The organism is Biformimicrobium ophioploci, from assembly GCF_030270605.1.
GTDB classification, from domain to species: Bacteria; Pseudomonadota; Gammaproteobacteria; order Pseudomonadales; family Cellvibrionaceae; genus Biformimicrobium; species Biformimicrobium ophioploci.
In genome coordinates, this window is sequence record NZ_BSYJ01000006.1 from 1 (window position 1) to 24,199 (window position 24,199).

21 protein-coding genes are annotated in these 24,199 nt (G+C 57.8%); 10 read left to right on the forward strand and 11 right to left on the reverse strand.

Annotation, left to right across the window (positions count from 1 at the left end):
- Window positions 1-81 precede the first annotated feature (81 nt).
- Window positions 82-657 (forward strand): RNA 2',3'-cyclic phosphodiesterase, encoded by a 576-nt coding sequence (gene thpR / locus QSJ80_RS13210; protein ID WP_285764940.1) that lies wholly within the window; start codon window positions 82-84, stop codon window positions 655-657.
- Here the strand turns inward: thpR and QSJ80_RS13215 are convergent.
- Window positions 654-1,682 (reverse strand): hypothetical protein, encoded by a 1,029-nt coding sequence (locus QSJ80_RS13215; RefSeq protein WP_285764941.1) that lies wholly within the window; start codon window positions 1,680-1,682, stop codon window positions 654-656. The two genes, thpR and QSJ80_RS13215, sit on opposite strands and share 4 nt — an antisense overlap.
- A gap of 545 nt (window positions 1,683-2,227) precedes the next feature.
- Here QSJ80_RS13215 and QSJ80_RS13220 point away from each other — a divergent pair.
- On the forward strand, window positions 2,228-2,593 hold the full coding sequence (locus QSJ80_RS13220) for an HPF/RaiA family ribosome-associated protein (protein ID WP_285764942.1): 366 nt from the start codon (window positions 2,228-2,230) through the stop codon (window positions 2,591-2,593).
- 112 nt (window positions 2,594-2,705) lie between these two features.
- Here the strand turns inward: QSJ80_RS13220 and gorA are convergent, their stop codons facing one another.
- Window positions 2,706-4,067: a glutathione-disulfide reductase gene (gene gorA / locus QSJ80_RS13225; RefSeq protein WP_285764943.1), complete on the reverse strand. Its 1,362-nt coding sequence runs from the start codon at window positions 4,065-4,067 to the stop codon at window positions 2,706-2,708.
- A 226-nt stretch (window positions 4,068-4,293) separates the two neighbouring features.
- Between gorA and QSJ80_RS13230 the strand changes: the two genes are divergently transcribed.
- Window positions 4,294-4,800 carry a hypothetical protein gene (locus tag QSJ80_RS13230; protein ID WP_285764944.1) on the forward strand — a complete coding sequence of 169 codons (507 nt, stop codon included), beginning with the start codon at window positions 4,294-4,296 and terminating at the stop codon, window positions 4,798-4,800.
- Between the two features lie 140 nt (window positions 4,801-4,940).
- Here QSJ80_RS13230 and QSJ80_RS13235 read toward each other — a convergent pair whose 3' ends face one another.
- From QSJ80_RS13235 to QSJ80_RS13245, 3 genes are all read right to left on the reverse strand, one after another.
- Window positions 4,941-6,092, reverse strand: coding sequence for a TIGR01620 family protein (locus tag QSJ80_RS13235; RefSeq protein ID WP_285764945.1), 1,152 nt, complete (start codon window positions 6,090-6,092; stop codon window positions 4,941-4,943).
- On the reverse strand, window positions 6,085-7,512 hold the full coding sequence (locus QSJ80_RS13240; protein WP_285764946.1) for a YcjX family protein: 1,428 nt from the start codon (window positions 7,510-7,512) through the stop codon (window positions 6,085-6,087). The genes QSJ80_RS13235 and QSJ80_RS13240 overlap by 8 nt, the downstream gene beginning before the upstream one ends.
- A 91-nt stretch (window positions 7,513-7,603) precedes the next feature.
- On the reverse strand, window positions 7,604-8,404 hold the full coding sequence (locus tag QSJ80_RS13245; RefSeq protein ID WP_285764947.1) for a GIN domain-containing protein: 801 nt from the start codon (window positions 8,402-8,404) through the stop codon (window positions 7,604-7,606).
- A gap of 248 nt (window positions 8,405-8,652) precedes the next feature.
- Between QSJ80_RS13245 and QSJ80_RS13250 the strand changes: the two genes are divergently transcribed.
- Window positions 8,653-10,446 carry an SLC13 family permease gene (locus tag QSJ80_RS13250; RefSeq protein ID WP_285764948.1) on the forward strand — a complete coding sequence of 598 codons (1,794 nt, stop codon included), beginning with the start codon at window positions 8,653-8,655 and terminating at the stop codon, window positions 10,444-10,446.
- Between the two features lie 26 nt (window positions 10,447-10,472).
- Here the strand turns inward: QSJ80_RS13250 and QSJ80_RS13255 are convergent, their stop codons facing one another.
- Window positions 10,473-10,892 (reverse strand): HIT family protein, encoded by a 420-nt coding sequence (locus QSJ80_RS13255; protein WP_285764949.1) that lies wholly within the window; start codon window positions 10,890-10,892, stop codon window positions 10,473-10,475.
- Window positions 10,893-11,252: 360 nt separating this feature from the next.
- On the opposite strand from QSJ80_RS13255, the gene QSJ80_RS13260 reads away from it, so the two are divergent.
- Window positions 11,253-11,612 (forward strand): globin family protein, encoded by a 360-nt coding sequence (locus QSJ80_RS13260; RefSeq protein WP_285764950.1) that lies wholly within the window; start codon window positions 11,253-11,255, stop codon window positions 11,610-11,612.
- 19 nt (window positions 11,613-11,631) lie between these two features.
- Here QSJ80_RS13260 and QSJ80_RS13265 read toward each other — a convergent pair whose 3' ends face one another.
- Complete coding sequence (locus tag QSJ80_RS13265) at window positions 11,632-12,537, reverse strand: cation diffusion facilitator family transporter (protein ID WP_285764951.1); 906 nt, start codon at window positions 12,535-12,537, stop codon at window positions 11,632-11,634.
- Window positions 12,538-12,772: 235 nt separating this feature from the next.
- Between QSJ80_RS13265 and QSJ80_RS13270 the strand changes: the two genes are divergently transcribed.
- Window positions 12,773-13,237 carry an FKBP-type peptidyl-prolyl cis-trans isomerase gene (locus QSJ80_RS13270; protein ID WP_285764952.1) on the forward strand — a complete coding sequence of 155 codons (465 nt, stop codon included), beginning with the start codon at window positions 12,773-12,775 and terminating at the stop codon, window positions 13,235-13,237.
- Window positions 13,238-13,455: 218 nt separating this feature from the next.
- Window positions 13,456-15,621 (forward strand): M3 family metallopeptidase, encoded by a 2,166-nt coding sequence (locus QSJ80_RS13275; RefSeq protein ID WP_285764953.1) that lies wholly within the window; start codon window positions 13,456-13,458, stop codon window positions 15,619-15,621.
- A gap of 66 nt (window positions 15,622-15,687) precedes the next feature.
- Here the strand turns inward: QSJ80_RS13275 and QSJ80_RS13280 are convergent, their stop codons facing one another.
- Entirely contained in the window at window positions 15,688-18,822 is a 3,135-nt protein-coding gene (locus QSJ80_RS13280; RefSeq protein WP_285764954.1) for an efflux RND transporter permease subunit, read from the reverse strand.
- Window positions 18,823-18,849: 27 nt separating this feature from the next.
- On the reverse strand, window positions 18,850-20,064 hold the full coding sequence (locus QSJ80_RS13285) for an efflux RND transporter periplasmic adaptor subunit (protein ID WP_285764955.1): 1,215 nt from the start codon (window positions 20,062-20,064) through the stop codon (window positions 18,850-18,852).
- Window positions 20,065-20,379: 315 nt separating this feature from the next.
- On the opposite strand from QSJ80_RS13285, the gene QSJ80_RS13290 reads away from it, so the two are divergent.
- The 3 genes from QSJ80_RS13290 to QSJ80_RS13300 are packed head-to-tail and all read left to right on the forward strand — an operon-like array spanning window position 20,380 to window position 23,063.
- Window positions 20,380-21,249, forward strand: coding sequence for a transporter (locus QSJ80_RS13290; protein WP_285764956.1), 870 nt, complete (start codon window positions 20,380-20,382; stop codon window positions 21,247-21,249).
- An 18-nt stretch (window positions 21,250-21,267) separates the two neighbouring features.
- Window positions 21,268-22,074, forward strand: a complete 807-nt coding sequence (locus tag QSJ80_RS13295; RefSeq protein WP_285764957.1) for a cyclase family protein — start codon at window positions 21,268-21,270, stop codon at window positions 22,072-22,074.
- Window positions 22,071-23,063 carry an isoaspartyl peptidase/L-asparaginase family protein gene (locus QSJ80_RS13300; protein ID WP_285764958.1) on the forward strand — a complete coding sequence of 331 codons (993 nt, stop codon included), beginning with the start codon at window positions 22,071-22,073 and terminating at the stop codon, window positions 23,061-23,063. The genes QSJ80_RS13295 and QSJ80_RS13300 overlap by 4 nt, the downstream gene beginning before the upstream one ends.
- Window positions 23,064-23,118: 55 nt before the next feature.
- Here the strand turns inward: QSJ80_RS13300 and QSJ80_RS13305 are convergent, their stop codons facing one another.
- Window positions 23,119-23,550, reverse strand: a complete 432-nt coding sequence (locus QSJ80_RS13305) for a hypothetical protein (protein WP_285764959.1) — start codon at window positions 23,548-23,550, stop codon at window positions 23,119-23,121.
- A gap of 175 nt (window positions 23,551-23,725) precedes the next feature.
- Window positions 23,726-24,178, reverse strand: a complete 453-nt coding sequence (locus tag QSJ80_RS13310) for a hypothetical protein (protein ID WP_285764960.1) — start codon at window positions 24,176-24,178, stop codon at window positions 23,726-23,728.
- Window positions 24,179-24,199 lie beyond the last annotated feature (21 nt).

A 24,199-nucleotide genomic window follows, 5' to 3' on the forward strand; every position in this document is an offset into this window, starting at 1 on the left:
TACCGAGCCTGCCGCCGGGCTTTCCGCCCTCAGTTTTGGATATAAGTCCTCAAAAACCCTTTTCAAGGGCACGAACAAAAAATGCAAAAAAAATCTGGCGGACAACTTCGCCTGTTTGTCGCTTTGGAATTACCCGGCTCGCTGCACACCTACCTCGATGCCGTATGCAGTGCATTGCGGGCCAGCATCGGTCACAGCAAGGACATACGCTGGAGCAAGCAGGCCAACCAGCATCTGACCATGTGTTTTCTGGGTGAAACGGAGCCCGGCTTGTTACCGGGCCTTTGCGGAGAACTGGACGCGATTGCATCGCAGCATGATTGCTTCGGAGGAGAGATTTTCCGGGTTTGCAGTTTTCCGGATGCCAAGTCACCCATCATCGCGGCCGAACTGGAAAGCAATCCGGATATGGAAAGGCTACACATGGATTGCGGGCGCCTCCTCTCCTTGGTTGGCAGGCCACCTGAAAGGCGGCGCTTTCGGCCACACATCACCCTGGCCCGGTGCCGGCGACGCCTGCGCGAGCCGCCGCTACTGCCGGCGGCCCAGAACGTATATTTCGATCAGCTGGTTCTGGTGGCCAGTGAACTGACTCCGGGCGGCAGTATCTACACGCCCATAGAGCGCTGGCCGCTGGGGCCAGCCACCCCCAATTAGGGGGCGGTTACCGGCCCGACCGATGTCTCTACATATTCGGGGTAGACCACCAGCCTTGGGCGGTCGAGCCTGCGCGCGTCAAAGATAAAGACATAGCGCTGGCCGGCGTCACGCTCAGGAATGGTGCGCTGGAAACGGCCACCGTTCACCCGGAAAGACTGGGTGCCCGGCACCACTTCCATCACTGCACGGTACTGGTCCTGGCCGAGAAACTCGAATTCTGCGCTGCCGCGAATACTGGAATTCAGCGAAAGGTGCTTGAACGTATGGCGCCCCGCCCTGTCACTGCCCAGCAGCTCGTCAATGCGAGCTTTTTCCCGCTGTACATAGGCAAGCATTTCCGGCGCGATTTCCCGGGCAGCCTCTGATGCGGTTTCCACCTCGGAGGCCTGTACCTCAGCGACAGGCTCCGCAACCTCGGTTGCAGCCTCCGCGGGCTGTACAGCAGTCTCCGGCATACCTGCGGCCACTTGCGTGGTCCCGGTATCCGCGGATGCCAGTACCAGCGGCATTTCGGGCCTTTCAGGCCTATCCGGTGGAGTAATCGCCGGCGCTACCGGCGGTTTTGCCGCACGCGCCCGCGCCTGAGCGGCTTCGCGCCGCGCCGTGGCCGCCAGCTTGCGCTCACCGGCGGCAATGGCGCCTTCAATTTTCTTTACCTGCTCCCGCGCCTGTTCCAGCGCAGTCTGTTGTTCGGATACATTACCCAGCAGGAACTCGACCCGACGGGTACGGCTGTCGATCGCACGCTCTGCCATTGCCAGACGGTGTTCTGCCCTGCGTGCCTCGCGCTGGTGGACATCGGAATCCTCCAGCTTGATCGCCGCCCGCGCCTCCAGCGCAGCATTGCGCGCTTCAGCAAAATCTGACTCCGCTTTCACAAGGGATTTGCGCGCCCTTTCTACACGGCTATCGAAAGAAAGGATATCGTTCTCAATCTGCTCGATTTCAACCAGCTGAATATCGAGTAACTGCCGCTGGCTGTCCAACCTGGCCTTTTCCTTCGCAACATCTGCGTGAGCCACGCCGGCAACTCCAAGCCCTGCCAGCAAAATGGCAATGAGAGCGCCCTTACGTGTACCACCCCGACGTGCGCTAGCCCACTTCACTTCACTTTCCCCTGTACCTTTTCGACCCGATCCCATCAACGACAATCCTTTCAACTCGATAGCCCCGAAAATCCGCATCCCGGTCACGCCCAATCCAGCGCCATGGTGCAAACGTGCAATTTAGCCGGCAATTACACCGAAACGCAATGACCTAAATTGGGGATTCTGGTTGTCAAACCGCGCAGCCCCGCTTGTATGGCCTGGGAGCCGCGCCCCTTCAAAACCGGGCACCACCGAGGGACCCAGCGCACACTCCCCCTGATACCCAATTCAGGTAATAACGAATTACCCATTTCATTCCGAAATAGCCCTTGATTTTTTTTCGGGGATCCGCATTATGGAAATCGAGGAAAGACGAAAAAAACATTCCTCGAGGGCGCCCTCCCTAGTTAGATCAAGCATGAAGGCATCCTTCTTTATTGAAGGTTTGCAGGCATCCTACTAATCGGAGGTATTTGCCAATGAAATCAGCGCCCTACGATAAAATCTTCTTTCGCGATCTCGACAAGTCTCCCACCCTTGCTGGCCTCGTCGCCAAAAAACTTGAGAAACTGGAACGATTCAGTGATGACATCCTGAGTAGTCGGGTCGTACTGGAAGCCCCCCACCAGCACAAGCACAAGGGCAAGAATTTCAAGGCATCCATTGAACTCGGGTTGCGCGGCGACTCCGTCACCATCAGCAACGAAGACGAATCGATTCACAAGGCCGTTATCAGCGCATTTGAATCTGCCGAGCGACGGGTCAAGGCACGACGCAGCAAGAAAATCGCGAAGCGCCACCAACCCCTCCCGCACCAGCTGGAGCCGGCCGAATCCGAGGCGTGAGCCCGGGACCTGAGCAAACAACAACCTGCCAAAAACCAAAAGCCGGGCATCGCCCGGCTTCGCTACATGTTGCCGGTTTCCCGGCCCATGGGACAATCCGCCCCAGTTAAACCTAACTGCTTTCTGTCCGCATGGTGACGAATTCTTCCGCGGCTGTCGGGTGGATTCCGATGGTGCTGTCGAACTCTGCCTTGGTCGCACCCGCCTTGATTGCTACCGCAATGCCCTGAATGATTTCCCCTGCGTCCGGCCCTACCATATGTGCACCGATCACACGGTCGCTGGCGCTCTCCACAATCAGCTTCATAAACGAGCGCTCGTTGCGCCCACTGACCGTGAACTTCATCGGTTTGAAGCTGGACTTGAAGATCCTTAACTGCGTTCCCGCAGCACGCGCCTCCTCTTCCGTCAGGCCCACCGTTGCAATATTGGGCTGGCAGAACACTGCGGTGGGTATGTTCTGGTAATCGGGGCCGCTCGCAGCCCCTTCCTCCAGGTAACGCACAAAGGACATGGCTTCGGCGGTTGCGACCGGGGTCAATTGCGGCCCGCCAGTGACATCCCCCAATGCAAAGATGGACGGCACACTGGTCTGGAAATTTTCATTCACTGGAATGGTCCCGTCATCGCGCAGCTGCACACCCGCCTTTTCCAGACCCAGCCCGCTGGTGTTTGCAACCCGTCCGGTGGCGGTCAATACACAGTCGACTTCCAGGGTCGTACCATCCGTCGCAGTCACATGCAATGTGCCATCGCCCCTGCGATCAATCCGGGCCACGTCCGCATTGAAGTGCAGGTCGACACCCTTCTCCAGCATCTGGTCGCGGACAAAATGGCGCACGTCCATGTCAAAGCCGCGCAGGAACAGATCCCGGCGGTAGAAAAGATGTGATTCACAGCCGAGACCATTGAAGATACCGGCGAACTCCACCGCAATATAACCACCGCCGACCACCAGCACCCGGCGCGGCAGTGTTTCCATTGAGAACACCTCGTTGGAGGTGATGACATGCTCGTTGCCGGGAAAGTCCGGGATAAACGGCCAGGCACCAGTAGCGACGAGAATCCGTTCGGCGCTGTAACTTTTGCCATCAACCTCGACCTGCTGCGGACCGGTGACTGTAGCCCTGCCATCGATGGTGGTGACTCCAGCATTGTCCAGCAGATTGCGATAGATGCCATTCAGGCGGGTAATCTCTGCCGCATTGTTATCGCGCAGGGTTGGCCAGGCAAAACCCTCGCCGCTCTGTGACCCGGACCATCCATAGGCGAGTGCATCCTGGAAGGATTCGCTGTATTCGCTGGCATAGACAAACAACTTCTTGGGTACGCAGCCGACGTTCACACAGGTACCACCCATGTAGCGGTCTTCCGCGACTGCCACACGAAACCCTTTGGAGGCCGCCATACGACTAGCCCGCACACCGCCGGACCCCGCCCCAACCACAAACAAATCAAAATCGAAATCAGACACCTGTTTTCCAACCTAATCGTGAGTCATGTCACAAGCGGACCAGCTTACACCGACGGCTCCTTGCCAGGAATGAAATTCCTCCCATTCGTGACATCGCTAGCCCGAATTACTAAAAATGTACTATTTACGCATTGACACCCAGAAATTTATCCGATATTTCTGAGAATGCGATCACACTACAAAGCCTTAACGATAAAAAAGCCACAAGAATAAAAGGGCGAATACCATGAAAAAGCAGAGCCATGCCTTCGCGGCAATCACCATCAGCCTGCTGCTGGGTTTTGTATGCAGCCCCGGCCACGCCAACACAGGCAACTATCCCGCCTACCTCAACGAGGCCTATTGTACCGACCTGACGGACCAGTTTATCGACTCCGGCATGCGCAGCCTCGAAAAGTACGTCAACGACCACTTCCGCCCGGATCGCCGGCGCGGCATCAGCAATACGATCTCCTTTCTCGACAAGCGCGGTGAGTGGCTGGGCGAATGCAATGCCTACCTGCTGGACGTCAAGAAATCCAACGTCTTCTACAACGAACAGACCACGGACGAAATTTTCATGGCTATGCAGGCGCTGGCGCGTGAGCTCAAGCACGTAAAGGACGGCGTTGAGTACCCGGATGCCCTCGGCCAGAACAACCCGCAACCCCATATCAAAAGCCGCTTCCAGGTACTGGCCAAGGCGGTGGACAAGCACCACACCGTGCGCCTGATGCAGAAGCAGTTCCAGTAACGCCACGCCCCTGAATCAAGCCAGAATCAAGCCCGAGCGCCCCGGTAAATCCGGGGCGTTTTTATTCCGGCGCCTGCCGGGAGAGATAGGCCTCCAGATTACCCAGTTGCTGCGCGAGCATATTTTACCCTTTGTTTTGGCTACTTCTTCCCGCCCTCAGGCTTCGCCTCACCTGTCCCGGTCCGCTCATTCTCTCGCCTGGCTTGCTCCAGCAGTTGTTTAAGCAGGTCGTTGTCTTTGCCATTGCGGAAACTCTTGCCAATCTGCAGCATCACGCTGCGCAATTTGGGCCGCCGCTCCTCCGAGAAGGGCACCGGGCGACAGCTGTCGATGGTGGCCAAGCCAATCCGCGCCATAAACAGGCTCGCCCCCAGGCCCTGCCCCAGCCCACCCGCCGACCGGCTTAGGAAGCTGTGCCCTACCAGGTCGGGCCAGAATTCATTGAGCGCATACTGGGAAGCGCCGCTATAGGCAACCAGCGCCAGCGCTTTCTTGAACAGCCGCCAACGCACCACAATGGAAGGCTGCACGCCGTAAATCTGCGCAATATCGTCTACCAGCCTGAGTGACTGGCGCAATGCGATAAGCACATCGAGGGTCGCAAACGGGCTCAGGCCAACCAGCGCCCCGGAGGTACTGGCATGGCGTACCACCCGCCGCATCGCTTCCTGGTCCAGCGCTTCAAAGAACACCTTTTCCAGGTGCTGGACGTGCTCGGAGTCGTCGAAATAGTCCGGGCAATCCTTCAGCACACCGGAGAGCAGCGCGCCCTGCTGTTTCTTGCGGTACAGCGCCTTGAGCTGGCTGTTGATATCGGAAACATGCTCGCGCCGCCGCGTACCGCGCGCCGCCTCGGTGCTCTCCTGGATTTTCTCGAGCTGCCGCAACGGCTTGCCCGCGGAGAAATACTCAACGATGGCACCAGCGCAGAGGGCACTGAAGCCCGCCAGCACCAGCCCGCTCACAAGTCCCAGCGACCAGTGGATGGAGGATGCCCAGTTGTAGAGCCCCACCAGTTCCCAAGCGATGGCAACGCCGGTCAATACGAGGCCGGTAATCACCAGGGGTTTGAGCAGGCGCAATCTCCTGGTCGGCAGGCGCAGCTCGGAGAACGCCGTGGTGTTCGGCAGTGCCTCACCGGCGGTAATGGATTCCGGTTTGGCCTCCCCGGCCTCTGCCGCGCCGAGCTCCTCGATGCGGGTGCTGCCGCGCCCCGTTACCGGGCCGGCGCTTGATTCCAGAGAGGTCACGCGGGTCTGGCGCGGGCCATTGTTTGTGCTTCCGTTATCCACCGGTTTTGTCTCCCAGCAACAGGTTCAACAGCACATCGACACGGATATGCGGGATTTCCGCATGGGCGGAAAGCCCGGTCGGTGGGCGCAGCTTGGGTGGGGCGGCATCGCGATAATGCTGCCAGCCGCCGGAGGCCGGCAGGTCCGGCAGTATCTCTGCATTCTCGAAGCCGAGGTGCCGCCCCTGCATATCAAACCCGGCTAGAATCCGGCGTCCGCCCCGCACTATCTCGCTGGACGAGCGCACTGCAGAGATTGCCTCACAATAGAGCGGTAAACCGGATATCCGGGCGCTGTTAAAGGCCTGCCGCAACTGCTGGCCAAGCAATTGCCTCAGGGCATCGTGGTCGGCTGCCAGCACCTGATCCGACTTGGTCGCGGCAAAGATCAGTTTTTCGATACGTGGCCGGAACAGCTTGGTGAGGAAATTGCCCTTGCCGTATTCGAACGCATTGGCGATATGCCGGAATGCCATGCGCATATCCCGAACCGCCGCTTCCCCCGCATAGAGGGTACCGATCAGGTCCACCAGGATCAGCTGCCGGTCGATATGGCGGAACTGGCGCTCGACAAAGGGGGTTACGTGATCCCTGCAATAGTCGTTGTAGGCCGCCTGCATCACCGCATGCCAGCTGCCCGGGCGCGGCGCTTCTTCCGCGAAATTCGCAGCTAGCGCCGGCAACGGGAACAGCGCAGGGATTTCGTCACTGCCCGCCGGAGGCATCAGTACCTGCCCTGGCTGCAGGTAGCTCAGGCGCGCCTGCTCGCGGCATTGCTGCAGGAACACACGGTAGCGCTCAGCCAGCTGCGCCAGAGCCACCGGGTCGCAATCCGCGGAGGGATCCAGTGCGCCGAGCTCCTGCAACAGGTCACCCGCCAGCCCCTTGCGCGGCTCCTCATGCAGCAATTCATTTTGCTGTCGACACCAGTGCTGGAAATCCATGGAAAGCAGCGGAATGTCCATCAGCCACTCGCCGGGATAATCACGCAACTCCACCGCCAGGTGCATCTTGTTACGCCAGGCGCGCGGCCTTTTGATGTGCAGGTGCATCTCAACCGCGGATTCCTCCTTGGTCGATTCCGGCCAATTCGGGGGTTCCGCACTCAGCGCCTGTATGGAGGCGTCGAACGGAAACGGCGGCAGGCCGGAATCCAGCAGAGGCAGGATATCCGTACCCAGCAGCCCTCCGCTCAGTGCCGGGGAAAACCCGGGCAACTGGGCAACTTCGGGGTTGTGCAGCTGGTGCAGGATACTGGTTACAAGCGTTGTCTTGCCGCTGCCACTCAGGCCGGTGACACCGATACACACGCGCCTGTCCAGTACACGCTCCATCGCCCAGGTGGCTTTTTCAGCGCCATCCTTGAGTTCACGTTGCAAGGACTTGCGCAGCGCCCTGATCCTGTCGCTGGTTTTTCCCATCTCAATACTCTGCCAATGCAATGCCGGACATCATAACCAAAAAAGGCACAACATTTCTGTTGTGCCTTTTCAACTGCGGTTTTTTAGCCGCTTATTCAATCACCGCGATATCGCCGGAGCCCATGACCCTGAAAGACTGGCTCTGCGGCTTGCGGATGACAACATCGCCGGAGCCCATCACGGTGCCGCTCGCGGTGGTGCTTTGCAGGTTGCGCCCGTGGAAGTCGCCAGAGCCCATTACGCTAACGGCCAGGGTATCCACCTTACCGGCCACCATGATGTCGCCGGAGCCTGCGATGTCGGCACCCATGGTTTCACCGGCGAAATTCTTGACGCTCAGGTCGCCATTGCCCTTCACCTCCATGCCCATGGTACCGGCGAGGACCGTATCGATAACCAGATCACCGGAGCCCATTACACTCAGGCTCAGTTTTTCCGCGGCAATCCGGTCAGCCTGGATCAGGCCACTGCCCATAACCGACAGCGCCAGATTCTCGCTCTCCAGGTTTTTGGCGATGGCCTCACCGGATCCTTTCACCTCCAGCGCCTCGAGCTTCGGAAGGCTGACGCGGAAAATCACTTCATCATCGTTGGATACAGTCACCGCACCAAAAAACAGTTTCTTTTCTTTCTCTACAGACAGCTCCAGGGTATCCCCACTCGTTTCCACACGGACAAACTCCATCAGTTCGGCCGGCCCCTCGGCCACCACGGAAAACGTATTAGCCTGAGTGATCTCGAGGCGCGGACCGCCTTTCAGCTCCAGGCTGTCAAAGCCGCGCACGTCGAAAGTCCGGGTGGCCATTTCCTCAGCCAGGGCCGCTGGGAGTTGCGCCAAGCTGGCCAATGCCAGTGCCAGGCCGGCAACTGTGGATCTTGCTAGGTTCATCATTTGAGCACTCCTTAACTTTACTTTTGCGTGCCGAAATTACTGCTGTTGTCTAAATGACGACGCAACCCCGCCCGTTGGATGCAGCCGAGGTAAAATTTTTCGGTCAGACGTCCAATCCGGCCAATATTAGCATGACCTAAATTAGCGATGACCGACAAGTTACCTTACAATCTTTGCGCATTCGCGGGCTTCCCGCCCCGAAAGCCCGGCCACCCGGCCATTTTTTGTGCAACCAGGACGATTTCAGCATGCCAGGCCCGGAAATCATCGCCGTTTTGATCTTGCTGGCCGTCCTTATCGGGCTGCTGATCCTGGAGCCCTTTACCCCGGATGTCAGCGCCATGCTGATACTGATGGCGTTGGGGGCCACCTGCTACCTGCCGTTCCTGCCGAAGCTTCTGGAGCCCGACCTCCTGTTCAGCGGCTTTTCGAGCCAGGCGGTGGTTGCCCTGGTGGGGATAATGGTGATTGCCAGCGCCATAGACCGGACCGGCATACTGCACCCCCTCGCCCTGTGGATCAGCCGCCTGGGCAAGCAGTCTGCCGCCGCCAAAACCGCACTGCTGAGCCTGGCCACAGGTAGTATTTCCGCCATTATCCAGAACCTGGGCGCAGCCGCACTGTGCATGCCGCTGGCTAACCGTATAGCCGCACACGGCAAGATCCCGCTGCAGCAACTCCTGATGCCGATGGGGTTTGCTGCCATTCTCGGTGGCAGTATCACCATGATTGGTGCCGGCCCGCTGATCCTCCTCAATGATCTGATCCCGCGGGGCATGGAGCCATTCCACCTGCTCGATGTCGCACCGCTCGGCCTGACCCTGCTACTGAGCGGGCTGGCTTACTGGGCGCTGTTCCACAAATGGCTACTGCCGGAAAAATTGGCCAGCGAAACCAGCGAGGACATCTATCGGGAAACCTACGGCGTGGACCCCACCTATTCTTACTGGCGCTGGCCGGCGGAGCTGGACCAGATGCCGGTTGGCGAGCTGGAGAACCGCTTTGGCTGCCATGTCATCGCTATCGCCACACCACAGATTCGGCTCTCCCCGCACCGTGAAGTATGCATCCCCGGGCGCGCCACCATCGCAGTTCTCAGCACACCGCAAGAGCTGAAAAAATTGCAGGAACACACCAGCGCTGTGCGACTGAGCGAGCACCTGGAACTGGAAGAGGCACTCTCGCCCGCCAACGCGGGCTTTGCTGAACTGGTGGTACCACCGGCATCACCACTGATCGGCAACACCATCCGCGAGATCCGTATCCGTCGCAGTTACGGCATCACCCCGCTGGCCATTCACCGCGGCGACACGGTGATCAAGTCCAACCTGCGTGACTGCAGCCTGGGGGCCGGCGACAGCATCCTCTGCCACATCCAGTGGATGGACCTGGCCAACCTCGAGGAAAGCCGCAACTTTACCGTAATTACTCGCGACTTCCCGCACATTACCAAAATGCCCGAGAAGGCCGGGCTGGCGTGGCTGTGGCTGGCCATTGGCTTCGGGGCAACGCTGTTTGGGATTGCACCGACAGGCTATGCCCTGTTACTGGCGGCAATTGGCATGGTGGCCAGTGGTATCCTGTCGATGGAAGATGCCTACCGCGCGATCAGCTGGAAAACCGTCTTTCTCCTGGCCGCCCTGATTCCATTGGGGGTCGCGGTTGCCGACACCGGCACCGCGGAATGGATCGCCAACCAGGGCCTCGCACTGCTTGGCAGCGAACCGGCACCCGTACTGATATTCAGCCTGGTGGCATTTGTTGGCGCGGCCCTGGGATTGATGATGTCCAACCTCGGGGCTGCGGTGGTGCTGGTGCCCCTGGCGGCCCAGCTCGGGGTTTCCAGTGGCGTGGACGCGCGCCTGCTGGTGCTGGTGGCCGCCGTATCCGTTTCGCACGTATTTGCCCTGCCCACGCAGCAGGTCAACGCACTGATCATGGGCCCCGGCGGCTTTTCTACCCGGGACTTCATCCGTGCCGGCAGTGGACTCACGCTGTTGGCGATCGTAATAACGATCGCCTTCGGTGTTGCCTGGGTCTGAACACGGCCGTGCCCGGAATAGCTGAACTAAAACTCTGCTTCTGAATAACCACTTTCTGCAAGTGCGGCGCGGATGCGCTGCGCTTCAGCCGCAAGTGTTTCAGAATCCGTCTGTTTCTGCAGGGCAAAGTCCAGGTCCGCGATCTCGTTGATCGGCACCAGATGATAATGGGTGTGCGGCACCTCGATCCCCGCCACCATCACCCCCACCCGCTTCGGCTTGTAGACCGCTTTAAGCGCCTTTGCGATCTTCTGCGCGACAAGGGTCAGGTGCGTGGCCGTGGCCTCCGGCACATCGTCCCAGTGATCCACCTCTTCCTTCGGGATCACCAGGCAGTGTCCCGGCTTGATCGGCGCGATCGTCATGAAAGCGACAACCTTGTCATCTTTCCAGATAAAATGCCCCGGCAAATCGCCATTGATGATTTGGGTAAAAATAGACGCCATTAAAACTTCCCGTTTTCGTGTAGTTACATGCTGGCCAATAGTATCTACTTCCGGCGTACAGGCAATCCCCACGATTTTGCACTGACGGATACCGCGGCATATGTCGCGTCATGTCACATTCAAGCGTGCAATTTCTGTGGGAAATTTCTGCAGCCCTGTGCGAAAGCAGTCGGAAACTGGCGTATGAATAGACCAATTGGCCTAAAGTCGTGGAAGTTTGTGTCAAAGTCACTTCGGCGCCATTGGCAGCCACTGCAACTTGACCTAATCTCCTCGCAACCGAAGCGGCATCGGTGCAAACGCACCAAATCAGCCGCGAAGGCCATAACTATAAATCTATGCATCTTCGGGGGAAGATAAATGGAAAGCCTGCTGGAAAACGTCGGCGGCCCGGAAGCCATCGACCAGACCGTTGGAAAATTCTATCAAGCTGTTGGCCGCCACCTGTGCGAGGAAGACACAACTGAACACTCAAAACAGCAGTCGCGCCAGTCCAAGTTCCTGATTCACGCACTGTCACCTCCGTCCGACAAACTGCACCGTGAACGCGCAGGTTTTCTCGCCAGAGGCCTGAACCCTTTCCTGTTCGATGCGCTTCTGGAATACCTGGAGGGCTTCTTCATCGAGCGCGGCGTATGCGCCGACAGGAGCAGCCGCATTATCGACAGGATCACTGCACTTTTCTACGCGGAGGAACAGCGCCTCGCCATGGCCTCCTGACGGAGGCCGGTTTAACAGACTAGTCCCTCAGGTCTGGCTCGAAAAAGAGCCAGGCCACCTCCGGAAAGCGGCCCTTGAATGCCTTTTCTATTTCATTGATCGATTCGATCATCGAAACATCATCCGGGTGCCTGGCCATCCTCGCCTTGATCGCCACCATGACATCCGTGCCCATGTGCAAGGTTCTCAGGTTTAACACCGCATCCACCTGCTGCTGCGCCTGCAGGAACGCCAGCATTTCCTTGCGTACCGGTTTTTCGACCCCCTGCCCAACAAGCAGGTCCTTGACCTCCTTCGCGAGGAATACCGCCACCAGTACCAGCACTGTGCCGATTGCGATACTGCCCATGGCATCGTAGCGCGGCTCGCCGGTAATCCAGCTGGCCGCCACCGCGATGATCGCCAGGGAAAGCCCCAGCAATGCCGCGAGGTCTTCGGCAAAGATCACAATCAACTCACTCTGGCGCGATTCCCGAAACCAGCGTAACAGGCTCCGTTCACCGCGCACCTTATTGATTTCCCGGATACAGCCAAACAGCGCAGCGCCCTCCGCGAAGAGCGCGAATACCAGTACCCCGAGCGCCAGTGCAGGCATACGCAATGGCTCATGCGCCTGAAGCTTGTGTATGCCTTCATTTATGGAGAACAGGCCGCCCATAGAAAACAGCAGGATCGCGACGATAAAGGACCAGAAATAAATCTCCTTGCCCGAGCCCAAGGGAAACTCATCGGAGGGGGGATGTTTGGCTTTACTGAGCCCCAGCAACAGCAGCGCCTGATTGCCGCAATCTGCCAGCGAATGAACCGCCTCGGCCAGCAGGGATCCAGACCCGGTCACGAACGCGGCAACGGCCTTGACCACGGTAATGGCCCCATTGGCCGACAGGGCATAGAAAATACTCTTCTTGGAATCTGCTCCCGCCACCAGCGCACCTTCAATAACAGACCAGAGGTTCAACCATCAATTAACTATAGCCAGCAGGTAGCGGCTCAGTTTGACTGCCCCACCGCCAACCATGGTCCCGCAGGCCGTGGCTGACCGGCCCTCCCTTGCCCGCAACACTGAGACTGATACAATGCACGGCCTTTCGGTCAAAAAACGCCCACAGAATCAATGACTTTTCCCGGGCAGGCCAGCTATTTAACAGGAACCCTGATACATGAATATTGCCGATAACAGCGTCGTTGAAATCCACTACACCCTGACCGATTCCGAGGGCGAGAAGATCGATTCCTCCGAGGGCGGTGAGCCGCTCAAGTTCCTGCAGGGTGCCGGCAACATCATTCCGGGCCTGGAGCGCGAAATGCTGGGCAAGGCCGTTGGCGACAAATTCCAGGTTGTGATCGCCCCGCAGGATGGCTACGGAGAGACTAACCCGCAGTTGATCCAACAGATGCCAGCCTCCGCCTTCCAGGGCGTTGACAAGCTGGAAGTGGGCATGGTTTTCCACGCCCAGAACAGCGGCGGCCAGCCAATCCAGGTGGAAATCATTGATATTGAAGGCGACAACGTCACTATCAACGGCAACCACCCGCTGGCCGGCGTAGAGCTGCACTTCAGCATCGAAGTGGTTTCCGTGCGCGAAGCCAGTGACGACGAAGTCAGCCACGGCCACGCACACTAAGTTGTGGCCCCTGTCAGGGCTGCTCTGCCGGCCCTGACACACTCGCCTTTTTCCGCTCCGCTCTCTCCGCTCCGTTTTTGTACCTTCCGCCCCCCGCCACGCGCCATCCGCCGCATGCCCCTTGGCAGCCCGTTAAAAGTCCGTAGACTGTGTCGCGAATAACGACATTTGTTGTGACCAATTTCTTCACGACAGTCGCCGACTACGAGAGACGAAACATGAAAAAAACATTACTGGCCAGTGCAGTCAGCGCCTTTGTGCTGCTCGGCTGTACAGAAAAGAACCAGAGCCCAGAGGCCGGCCTTTCCGATGCCAAGCCGGAAATCCAGGAGATCGAGAGTGCCACCGCTGCCGAGGTTAACCCGCTGCTGACCGAGTGGAAGACCGATTTCGGCGTACCGCCGTTCAACCTGATCCAGGACAGCCATTACGAGCCGGCGTTCGAGGCCGCCTTTGAAGCGCACAAGGCGGAAATTGCAGAAATTCTCGCCGATACGGCCGAACCGACCTTCGCCAATACCATCGAGGCACTGGAACGGTCCGGCAGCAGCCTGACCCGCGTCAGCAACGTCTTCTACGCAGTAAACGGCGCCCACAGTAACGATGTGATCCGCGACGTGGCCAAGCGTATCGCACCGAAAATGTCAGCGCACCTCAGCGACATCACCCTGAATGAAGCGCTGTTCAAGCGAGTCAACGCCGTCTACCAGCAGTCGAAAGACCTGGGCCTGAACGCAGAGCAGACCCGCCTGCTGGAAAACACCTATAAGCAGTTCGTGCGCGCCGGTGCCAATCTGTCCGAAACCGACAAGCAGCGTGTGCGGGAAATCGATTCCCGCCTCTCTGAACTGTCACAGCAGTTCGGCCAGAACGTGCTCAAGGAAACCAACGAATTTATTGTGATCGTTGACAAGCTCGAGGATATCGAAGATCTGCCGCAGAGCCTGATCAATGCCGCTGCCGACCTCGCGGCCAAGAACGACGCCGAGGGCAAGTGGGCATTCAACCTGGCCCGCCCGAGCATCAACCCGGTGCTGCAGTATTCCTCCAACCGCGAGCTGCGCAAGAAGCTGTTTGAAGGCTACGCAATGCGCGGCAACAACGGCAATGCAGAAGACAACAAGGCCATCGCCAGTGAGATGGCAGCGCTGCGTGTCGAACGCGCCAACATCATGGGCCACGACAACCACGCATCCTTTGTTCTCGAGCGCAACGTAGCCGAGAACCCGGAGAACGTGATGGGCCTGCTGGACAAGATCTGGCCGGCCGCGCTGCAGAAGGCCGAGCTGGAAGCCGCTGACCTGCAAGCTGCGCTCAAGGCCGACACGGGTGAAACCGACCTGCAGGGCTGGGACTGGCGCTACTACACCGAGAAGGTGCGCAAGGCCAAGTACGACCTGGACGAGAACGAGCTGCGTCCGTACTTTGAGGTCAACATCGTTCGCGATGGTGTATTCGATACCGCCAACAAACTGTTCGGCCTGACCTTTACCGAGCGCAACGACCTGCCCAAGTGGCACGAGTCCCAGCAGGTATTTGAGGTCAAGGAAGCCAACGGTGACCACATCGGCATCGTGTACTTCGATTACTTTGCCCGTGACTCCAAGCGCGGCGGGGCCTGGATGAATCACCTGCGCAAGCAGTCCAACCTGGACGGCTACGTGCACCCGATCGTCACCAACAACTTCAACTACCCGCCGGCGAGCGAGGGTTCCCCGTCACTGCTCAGCCTGTCGGAAGCGGAGACCTTCTTCCACGAGTTCGGCCACGCCCTGCACGGCCTCCTGTCTGACGTTACCTACGAATCCCTGTCTGGCACATCAACGCCGCGTGACTTCGTGGAGTTCCCGTCCCAGGTGTTCGAAAACTGGATGACCAAACCGGAAGTACTGAAAGGTTTTGCCAAGCACTACGAGACCGGCGAGCCGATCCCGGATGCGCTGATCGAGAAGATCAACAAGGCAAGTCAGTTCAACCAGGGCTTTGCCACGGTCGAGTACCTCGGCGCGGCACTGCTGGACATGTCCTGGCACACACTGGAATCCACCGACAAGCCGGATGCACTGGCACTGGAAGAAGCGGCGATGGCCCGTATCGGCATGATTGACGAGATCATCCCGCGCTATCGCAGCACCTACTTTAACCACATCTTCGCCGGTGGTTATAGCTCGGGTTACTACTCCTACATCTGGTCCGAGATCATGGATGCCGACGCATTCGCGGCTTTCGAGGAAACCAGCCTTTTCGACCAGGAAACCGCGCAGAAGTACCGCGAGCATATCCTGAGCAAGGGTGGCACCAAGCCGGGTATGGACCTGTATATTGATTTCCGAGGGCGCAAGCCGGAAATCAAGCCGCTGCTGGTCAAGCGCGGCCTGGAGTAATTATTCCGGACCGGACAAAAAACGGGGGCTCGTAGCCCCCGTTTTTTTTGATTGATAGCAGCGCGGTTACTCCGGTGCCGGGGTTGGCCCGCCATGCACCTTTTCCCGCAACGCCTGCACCATCTTGAAGAAGATCGGCACCAGTAGCGTGCCCGCAATACAGGCCATGATGGTACCGCCAAATACCGCAAGGCCCAGCGACACCCGACTGGCGGCACCTGCCCCACTGGCAATCACCAGCGGCAATACACCCACCACAAAACTGATACTGGTCATTACCACCGGCCGGAAGCGCAGCTTGGCCGCGGTAACGGTGGCATCGTGCAGGGATTGCTTCTGCACCTCCCGCTGGGACTTGCCGAATTCAACAATGAGAATCGCCGTCTTGGACGCAAGCCCGATCAATAGCACCAGCCCGATCTGCCCGTACAGGCTCAGGGGCTCCACCCCCACCTGCAGCGCGATAAGTGCCCCGACAATCGCGATCGGCACGGAAAGAATGATCGCAAACGGTGTCAAGAAGGACTCGTACAGTGCCGCCAGGAACAGGTAGGTAAATATCAGTGACAGGAATAGCGCAATCACCGCCGCATTGCCGGCCTTGCGCTCCTCAAAGCTGGAGTTGGACCACTCATACTTGTAGCCCTCCGGCAGCGTGGTACCCGCAACCCGTTCCAATGCCGCCATGGCATCACCCGAACTGTAGCCGCCTGCCATATTGGGACCGCCGCGAATCATCGCTGCGTCATAGGTATTATGCCGGTCCAGTATGTCCGAGCCACGGCTCGCTTCGGTTGTCAGCACCGCACTGATCGGTACCTGCTCGCCCTTGGCATTGGTTACATAGATGCTGTTCAGATCATCCTCATCCTGGCGGAAACGGGAGTCTGCCTGCACCATTACCTTGAAAGTCTTGTTGTAGAGGTTGAAGTCATTGACATAGAGGGCGCCCAGGTGAGTCTGTAGCGCCAGGAAAATGTCGGAAATACTGACACCCAGGGTCTTGGCCTTTACCCGATCGATATTCAGCTGTATCTGCGGAGAACTCGCCCTGAAGGTAGAAAATGCCCGCGTAATCTCGGGCTGACGCGAAGCTTCCGCGCTGAATAACTCAACCACTTCCGCCAGGCTCTGCGCCCCCCTTCCCTGTGTATCTTCCAGCATGAAGGAGAAACCAGCCATCGCACCCAACCCGGGGATGGCAGGCGCGCCGAATACCAGCATCTGCGCTTCCGGCATCTGCGCGAACTGTGCCTGGTATTTTTTCTGTAGCGCAAACTGGTGCGTCTCCGGCGATTTGCGCTCGTGCCAGTGTTTCAATTTTGCAATCACCATGCCGGCATTTGGCAAAATTGCACCACTGATCAAGCCGACCCCGTTAACGGAAATGACCTTATCGATCGCCGGATCTGCTTTCAATGCATCGGCTATCTCATCCATGACCTTTTCGGTCCGATTCAGCGAGGCTGCCTCCGGCAGGGTTACATCCACCATGAAGAACCCTTTGTCCTCGTCCGGAATAAAACTGGCGGGTGTCATCTTGAACAGGAATACCAATGCTGCGAAAAGCGCAACAATGATCGCGAAACTTATCACAAGGTGCCGCGCCATCCAGTCCACCAGGCTCACGTAACCCGACGCCACCCGGTTGAACACCGCATTGAAACCGCGGATGACCAGGTTGGGCTTGTGATGGCCGGGTTTCAGGATAATGGATGCAAGTGCCGGGCTCAGCGTCAGCGCATTGACCATCGAGATCAGCACCGAAACCACCAGCGTGGTACCAAACTGGCCAAACATCCTGCCGGTCATACCCGGCAGTAACATCGTCGGCCCGAATACAGCGGCGAGGACCATGGAAGTGGCAAAGATCGGCCCGGCCACTTCCTTCATCGCCTTCGAAGTCGCCTCCCGTGGAGATAGCCCCTCCTCTTCCATGATGCGTTCGACATTTTCCACCACGATGATCGCATCATCCACCACCACACCAATTGCCAGAATAAGGGCAAACAGCGTTACAGTGTTCACCGTCATACCAAGGGCATAAAGTACCGCAAGGGTACCGATGATCGACACCGGTACTGCAATCGTCGGTATCAGGGCGGCTCTGGCATTCCCGAGGAACAGATAGGTAACAAACACCACCAGTGCAATTGTGAAGAACAGCGTGTGTACGGTTTCTTCCAGCGAAGCAGAGATAAACTCCGTTGTATCATGACCGATGTCATACTCGAGGCCTTCAGGAAAGTACTGGGACAATTCCTGCATTTTCTCCTTGACGGCCTCTGCCACGTTCAACGCATTCGCATCGGAAAGCTTGTAGATCGCCAGTACAACACCGGGCCGGTTATTGTATTCACCGAATCCTCTATAGGAAAAAGCACCCAGCTCTATCCGCGCCACGTCGCGCATGCGGATGACCGCACCGCCCTCCCCTGCACGCAGAACGATGTCTCCGAACTCTTCCTCAGTTACCAGGCGGCCTTTGGTCCTGAGCACGTACTGGAACTGGGTATCCTCTGGTGCCGGCTGACCGCCAAGCTGGCCCACCGCCGCCTGGACATTCTGCTCCTTGATTGCCGCGATGACCTGGTTGACCGATATTTCCCGCTTGGCCATTTTTATCGGGTCAAGCCACACGCGCATACCGTAATCCAGCGCACCGATAACTCGCGCCTCACCAACCCCGGCAACCCGCGCCAGCTCATTCTTCACATTCAGGGAGGCGTAATTGGAAAGGAAAATACCGTCGTAACGATCATCCGGGGAAAGCAGGTTGACAACCATCAACATATCGGACGAGCGCTTTCTTACCTTGATACCGCGTTTCACAACCTCTGGCGGCAGCAGCGGCTCCGCCAGTGCCACGCGGTTCTGGACGTCGACCTGCGCCATGTCATCATCAACGCCGATGTCAAAGGTAACTGTGAGGTTATAGCTGCCATCACTGGACGACTTCGAGGTCATGTAAACCATGCCCTCAGCACCGTTGACCTGATCCTCAATGGGTGTAGCGATCGCATCCTTTACGGTCTGGGCGTCCGCACCGGGATAAACGGCACGCACATTGATCTTGGGAGAGGCGATGTCAGGGTACTGGTCCACCGGCATAACGAACAGCGACAGCAGGCCAATAATCGTAATCAGGATCGATATGACAAACGCGAACTTTGGTCGCTTGATAAAAAACTCGGGGCTCATGGTGCTTACCTCAGTCCATTGACGTCGCTACTTGCCGCGCTCCTGCGTATCGTCTCCTTCAGGCTGCTGCCCCTGTTGCATTGTCTGGCCGTTTTCATCCTGCAAGGTAATTTTTCCCGCGCGGTTGATATCCGTGGAAGTGTCCGGCTCCTGGAACGGTACATGCTCTACCTGGACAGCCTCCCCGGCCCTGATCTTCTGCAAGCCCTCTACGATCACCTGTTCGCCGGGCTCCAGACCCTGCGACACTGCCCAATCCGGTCCAACCCGGATGCCAACCTCGATGTTCTTGCGCTCAACCTTGCCCTCGCTGTTCACCACGAAAACATAATGTCCCTGCTGGTCCTGCAAGACAGACTTTTGCGGGACCATCACCCGTTCTATCTCTTCCAGAAAATTGCCCTTGAGAGTGACATTTTCCTCAGGTAACAGAGTGCCCTCGGGATTAGGGAATGAAACCCGCCCTGCGATAGTACCCTTGCTCGATGCAGCTGTTGCATCCCACTCCAGAAACTTTCCTTCATAGGGATACTGCTTGCCGCCGGGCGTCAGCAAGGAGATATGCATTTCCGGAATTTGAATGCCGCGTTCGCGTAAATCTGATCTTTTCTCAATGAACTCGGTGTAGCTCTTCTGGTCTACATGCGCGACAGCATACACAGGATCCAGCTTGACCAGCGAAACAATGGGAACAAACGGTGATTGCGGCGCAACGATGTCACCCACTGCATAGGCGGGCTTGGATACCTTGCCGCGGAATGGCGCCCGGACTTCCGTATAGTCGAGATTCAGGCGCGCTCGCTTGACCAGGGTTTCCATTTTCGCAACTTTGGCATCCGCGGCCAGCGCCAGTGCTTTAGCCTTGTCAAAATCCTGCGCGGAGATGTATCCCTTCGGCCGCAATTCCTGTGCCCTGCTGTAATTCCCCTTTGCCTGCTCGGCAGAGGCGACGGCTTCCCTTAACCCGGCCTCAGCTTCCTCCAGCGCCTGCTGGAATTCATCCGCATCGAGACGAGCGACCACATCCCCTTTCTCGACTGTCGCGCCGGGCAGGACATTCACTTCACGCAAGATCCCCTTCACGCGCGGGTACAGCTGCGCGGTTTCTACCGCTTCCACAACAGCCGGCAGCTCAAATGTGGGCCGGAACTTTCTGCGTTCCGTCTTCACGGCCAGCACTGTCTTGGCCTGTGGTGCAGTAGCCTGCTCCGTCTCCGACTTTCTGTCGCAACCAAAAGACATAGCCAGGCCAAAAGAAAGCAGAGTTATTGCAGCAGTTCGAAAGGACATCACATTCCAGACCATAACCAGCGCCAGAAAAAAGGAGTTACTCAGAGAAACTTTAGTACTGCAAAGCAGACTTAGTGGCAGATTTTTTCCTATCCCAATGATGCGATATGCAAATCGTCGGAATCGCTAAAATTGGAGATTCAAAATAGTAGCTTTCGCATCAGGGAATAGATCGACGGGATTGTCTTGCTAATTTCGCGAGCGGTTATTCTGCTAAAGTTTTTACAAGGGATGGACAGCTAAACCGGATCCGGGAAGGGAGTTCTCATGAAGCACCAATTGGACAGCAGAACGCTGGTTACCCATGTGGCGGCCTGGACGCTGACGACACTACTTACCGGACCCGCTTTCGCCCAGAACCCCGGAGAAGACACCGCAGGAGTGCGGGAAGAAGTCCAGAGCAGTGGCGCCGTCAGCGCGGAGGAAGCGGCCAAGAAACTGGCAAACCCCATCGCCTCGCTGATCAGCGTGCCCTTCCAGTTCAATTATGATGAAAACATCGGCCCTAACGACAGTGGCGACCGCTGGCAGCTTAATATCCAGCCGGTGATTCCTATTTCCATCAACGAAGACTGGAACCTGATCATTCGCTCGATCCTGCCGGTCATCGACCAATCCGGAATCTTCCCCGGCGCCGGCAGCCAGCAGGCGCTAGGTGATAACCTCACCAGCATGTTTTTCTCTCCCAAGGAACCCTCGGAATCGGGTTGGACCTGGGGCGCCGGTCCGGTTTTCCTGCTGCCCACCGCCACAGATGACCTGACCGGCCTCGACACCTTCGGCATGGGGCCAACAGGGGTTGCCTTGCGCCAGTCCGGTCCCTGGACGTATGGCTCCCTTGTCAACCACATCACGACGTTTGGAAACAGTGTGGACCTCAACAACACTTTCCTGCAGCCGTTTGTCGCCTATACGACCAAGAGTGCCTGGACATTCTCCATGAATTCAGAGAGCACCTATAGCTGGACAGATGAGGAATGGTCTGTGCCGATAAACATGCAGGTTACAAAAGTCCTTACGGTTGGTGGGCAGATGATCCAGGTTGGCGGGGGTGCACGCTATTGGGTGGATGACACCACCGGCTCGCCAGAGGGCTGGGGTGGCCGCCTGATTTTTACCCTGCTGTTTCCCCGCTAATCCGCCATTAGAAGGGCCATGCTTCGGGAAACCATCCGGTTCGCCTTACTGGTGTCGCCGCTATGCGTTTTTGCGCAGCAGCTGGACAGGCCCGGGGAATGGATAGACCTTACCCACCCTTTCAATAGCGACAGCATCTATTGGCCAACCTCGCCGGAATTCAGGAAGTCCACTATTGCGGAAGGCCATACCGACGGCGGCTGGTACTACACGGCCTATGAATTCAGTACCGCCGAGCACGGCGGCACACACCTGGATGCACCGGTGCACTTTGCCGAGGGCCGGCACACAACCGACCAGATACCCATCACGCGCCTGACCGGCCCGGCCGTAGTGATTCGGGTGGGTGACAGGGCCGCCGGAAACCGTGATTACCTGATCAGCGTGGCGGATATCAGGGCATGGGAGAAAAAACATGGCCGGATAGCAACCGGTGCGATAGTACTCTTCGATACGGGCTCGGCACCTCTGTACGGCGACAAAGTCGCCTATATGGGCACCGACAGGCGTGGCAAGGCTGCAGTGGACGCGCTGCACTTCCCCGGCCTGCATCCGGACGCGGCACGTTTCCTCGCTGATGAGCGGGACATCGACGCAGTCGGGCTCGATACCCCAAGCATCGACTACGGACAGTCAAAGGACTTCATGGCCCACCGGATCCTCTTCGAAAAGAACATCCCGGCCTTTGAAAATCTTGCCAATCTGGATAAGCTCCCAGACAAAGGCGCCTATGTGATCGCCTTGCCGATGAAAATTGAAGGCGGCAGTGGCGGCCCTTTGCGCATCGTCGCCTTCCTGAATCACCAGACTACGGATAAAAAATGAAAAAGGTCCTCCTTCTTGCTTTCTTGACCCTGTCAGCACCCGCCTGGGCAGCCAAATTTGGCCTGGTCCTGCACGGTGGTGCCGGTACCATCTCAAAAGCGAACCTGAGCAAAGAGCAGGAGGCCGCCTTTCGGGAGAAACTGGCTGAGGCCCGGGACGCTGGGTACCATGTACTGGAGACCGGTGGCTCAGCAATCGACGCGGTCACAAAGGCCATTCTGATTCTGGAGGATTCGCCGCTGTTCAATGCCGGCAAGGGTGCTGTATACACCTTCGATGCCGAACACGAACTCGATGCCTCCATCATGAGCGGTAAGGACCGCAATGCGGGCGCAGTTGCCGGCGTTAAAAGTGTCAAAAACCCGATTCTCGCGGCCCGTGCGGTAATGGACAGGTCCCCGCATGTCATGCTTTCAGGGGCCGGAGCGGATGCTTTTGCGAAAGACGCGGGCCTTGAGACTGTCGACAACAACTATTTCAATACCGATTTCCGGCGCAAGCAACTGGACAAGGCAAAAGCCTCCCTGGAAACCAGCGGCACCCTGACAGACCCGGACTACAAGTTTGGCACCGTTGGCGTGGCGGCACTGGACAAGAAAGGTAACCTCGCAGCCGGTACTTCCACTGGCGGCATGACGGCCAAGCGCTGGGGGCGGGTTGGCGATTCGCCGGTAATCGGCGCCGGTACCTGGGCGGATAACAAGAGCTGCGCGGTCTCCGCGACCGGGCACGGCGAATACTTCATCCGCTACCATGTTGCCGCCGATGTCTGCAGCCGCATCCTCTACCGCAAGCAGGACCTGAGTGTTGCCGCCAAAACCGTGATTCAGGATGTGTTACTGCCGGCCGGCGGCACCGGCGGTATCGTCGCCATTGACCATATGGGCAACATTGCGCTGGAGTTCAATACCGAGGGGATGTACCGGGCGTGGCGCCTCTCCAATGGCAAACAGGGTGTTGCCATCTTCAAGGACAAGGACGAGCAATAATTGTCGGCCCCGGGCGGGGCCCATGTCCCGCCCACTGGCCTGTGTCAGGTGAAGATCAGTCTTCCCAGAAGCGCCACCACTTCTTGCGGTTCTCTTCCCGGGCTTTCTTGCCCTGTTCCGAGCCTTTATCCAGCTCTTTCATTTCCTGCTCGGCCTTTATCTTGGCCTGTTTTTCCTGCGCTTTCAGCTGCTTTTCCTTCTGCTTGCGCTGTTCTTCTGCCTGCTCCCTGGCCTCCTCTGCACGCTCTTCCGCCTGTTCCTCCGCACGCTCGCGCTGTCGCTCCGCCTCTTTGGCAGCTTCCTTTTCTGCGTGTTCTCGCGCCTTCATGGCTTCTTTCTGCTCTTTTCTCGCCTGCTTTTCCAGCTCTTTCGCTTCCTTCTTTTCCATGCCGGGTTTGGCTTTCTCCGGTACATCCGGAGCTTGCTGCGCCAACGCCGGGCCAGACAGCAACATGGCAGTCATGACAACTGGTACTATATTTTTCATTAGTATTTCCCTGTAGTCCCGATAGATAGTGTCCTGCGCCGAATGGCGAAAAACTTCCGCAACGAGTCAGCTTTTTATTGAGTTGTGAGGGCCGGCAACCGACCCTGGTATCACCGGAGAGTATGGCGAGTAGTGTTTGGAGAGTCAAAAACGAATAGGGAGTAGCTGCAGTCCTTCAGGGGGCGCCTGAATCCTCCCAGAAACGCCACCAATCCTTTTCCTTGTCTTTTTGTTTCTGTTCTTTCTGTCCGCGGGAGGGTTCGGTCGGTTTCTTGGCCTTTTCCTTTTGCTGTCCGTCCAGCTTCTTTTTACCTTCTCTGGCCTTCTCCTGCTGCTTGCGCTCTGCTTCAGCTTTCTTTCGCGCAGCTTCTGCCTGGGCTTCCGCCTGCTTGCGCTGCTCTTGCGCGCGTTCTGCTTCTTTTTCAGCGCGCTCGCGCTGCTCCTCTTTCAACGCTTCCTGCTTTTCTTGCTGCTTTTCTTGTTGCTTTTCCAGCTGCGCTTCACGCTCTTTTACGTCCTGCTTTTTGGCGGCCGAGCTGCCAGCATCCGGCACATCACTCGCCTGCTGGGCGAATGCCGGATTGGCCAGCAACACGGTAGCCGCAGCAATACTCAAAAATTTTCTCATCGGTCCAACCCTGCTTTCAGT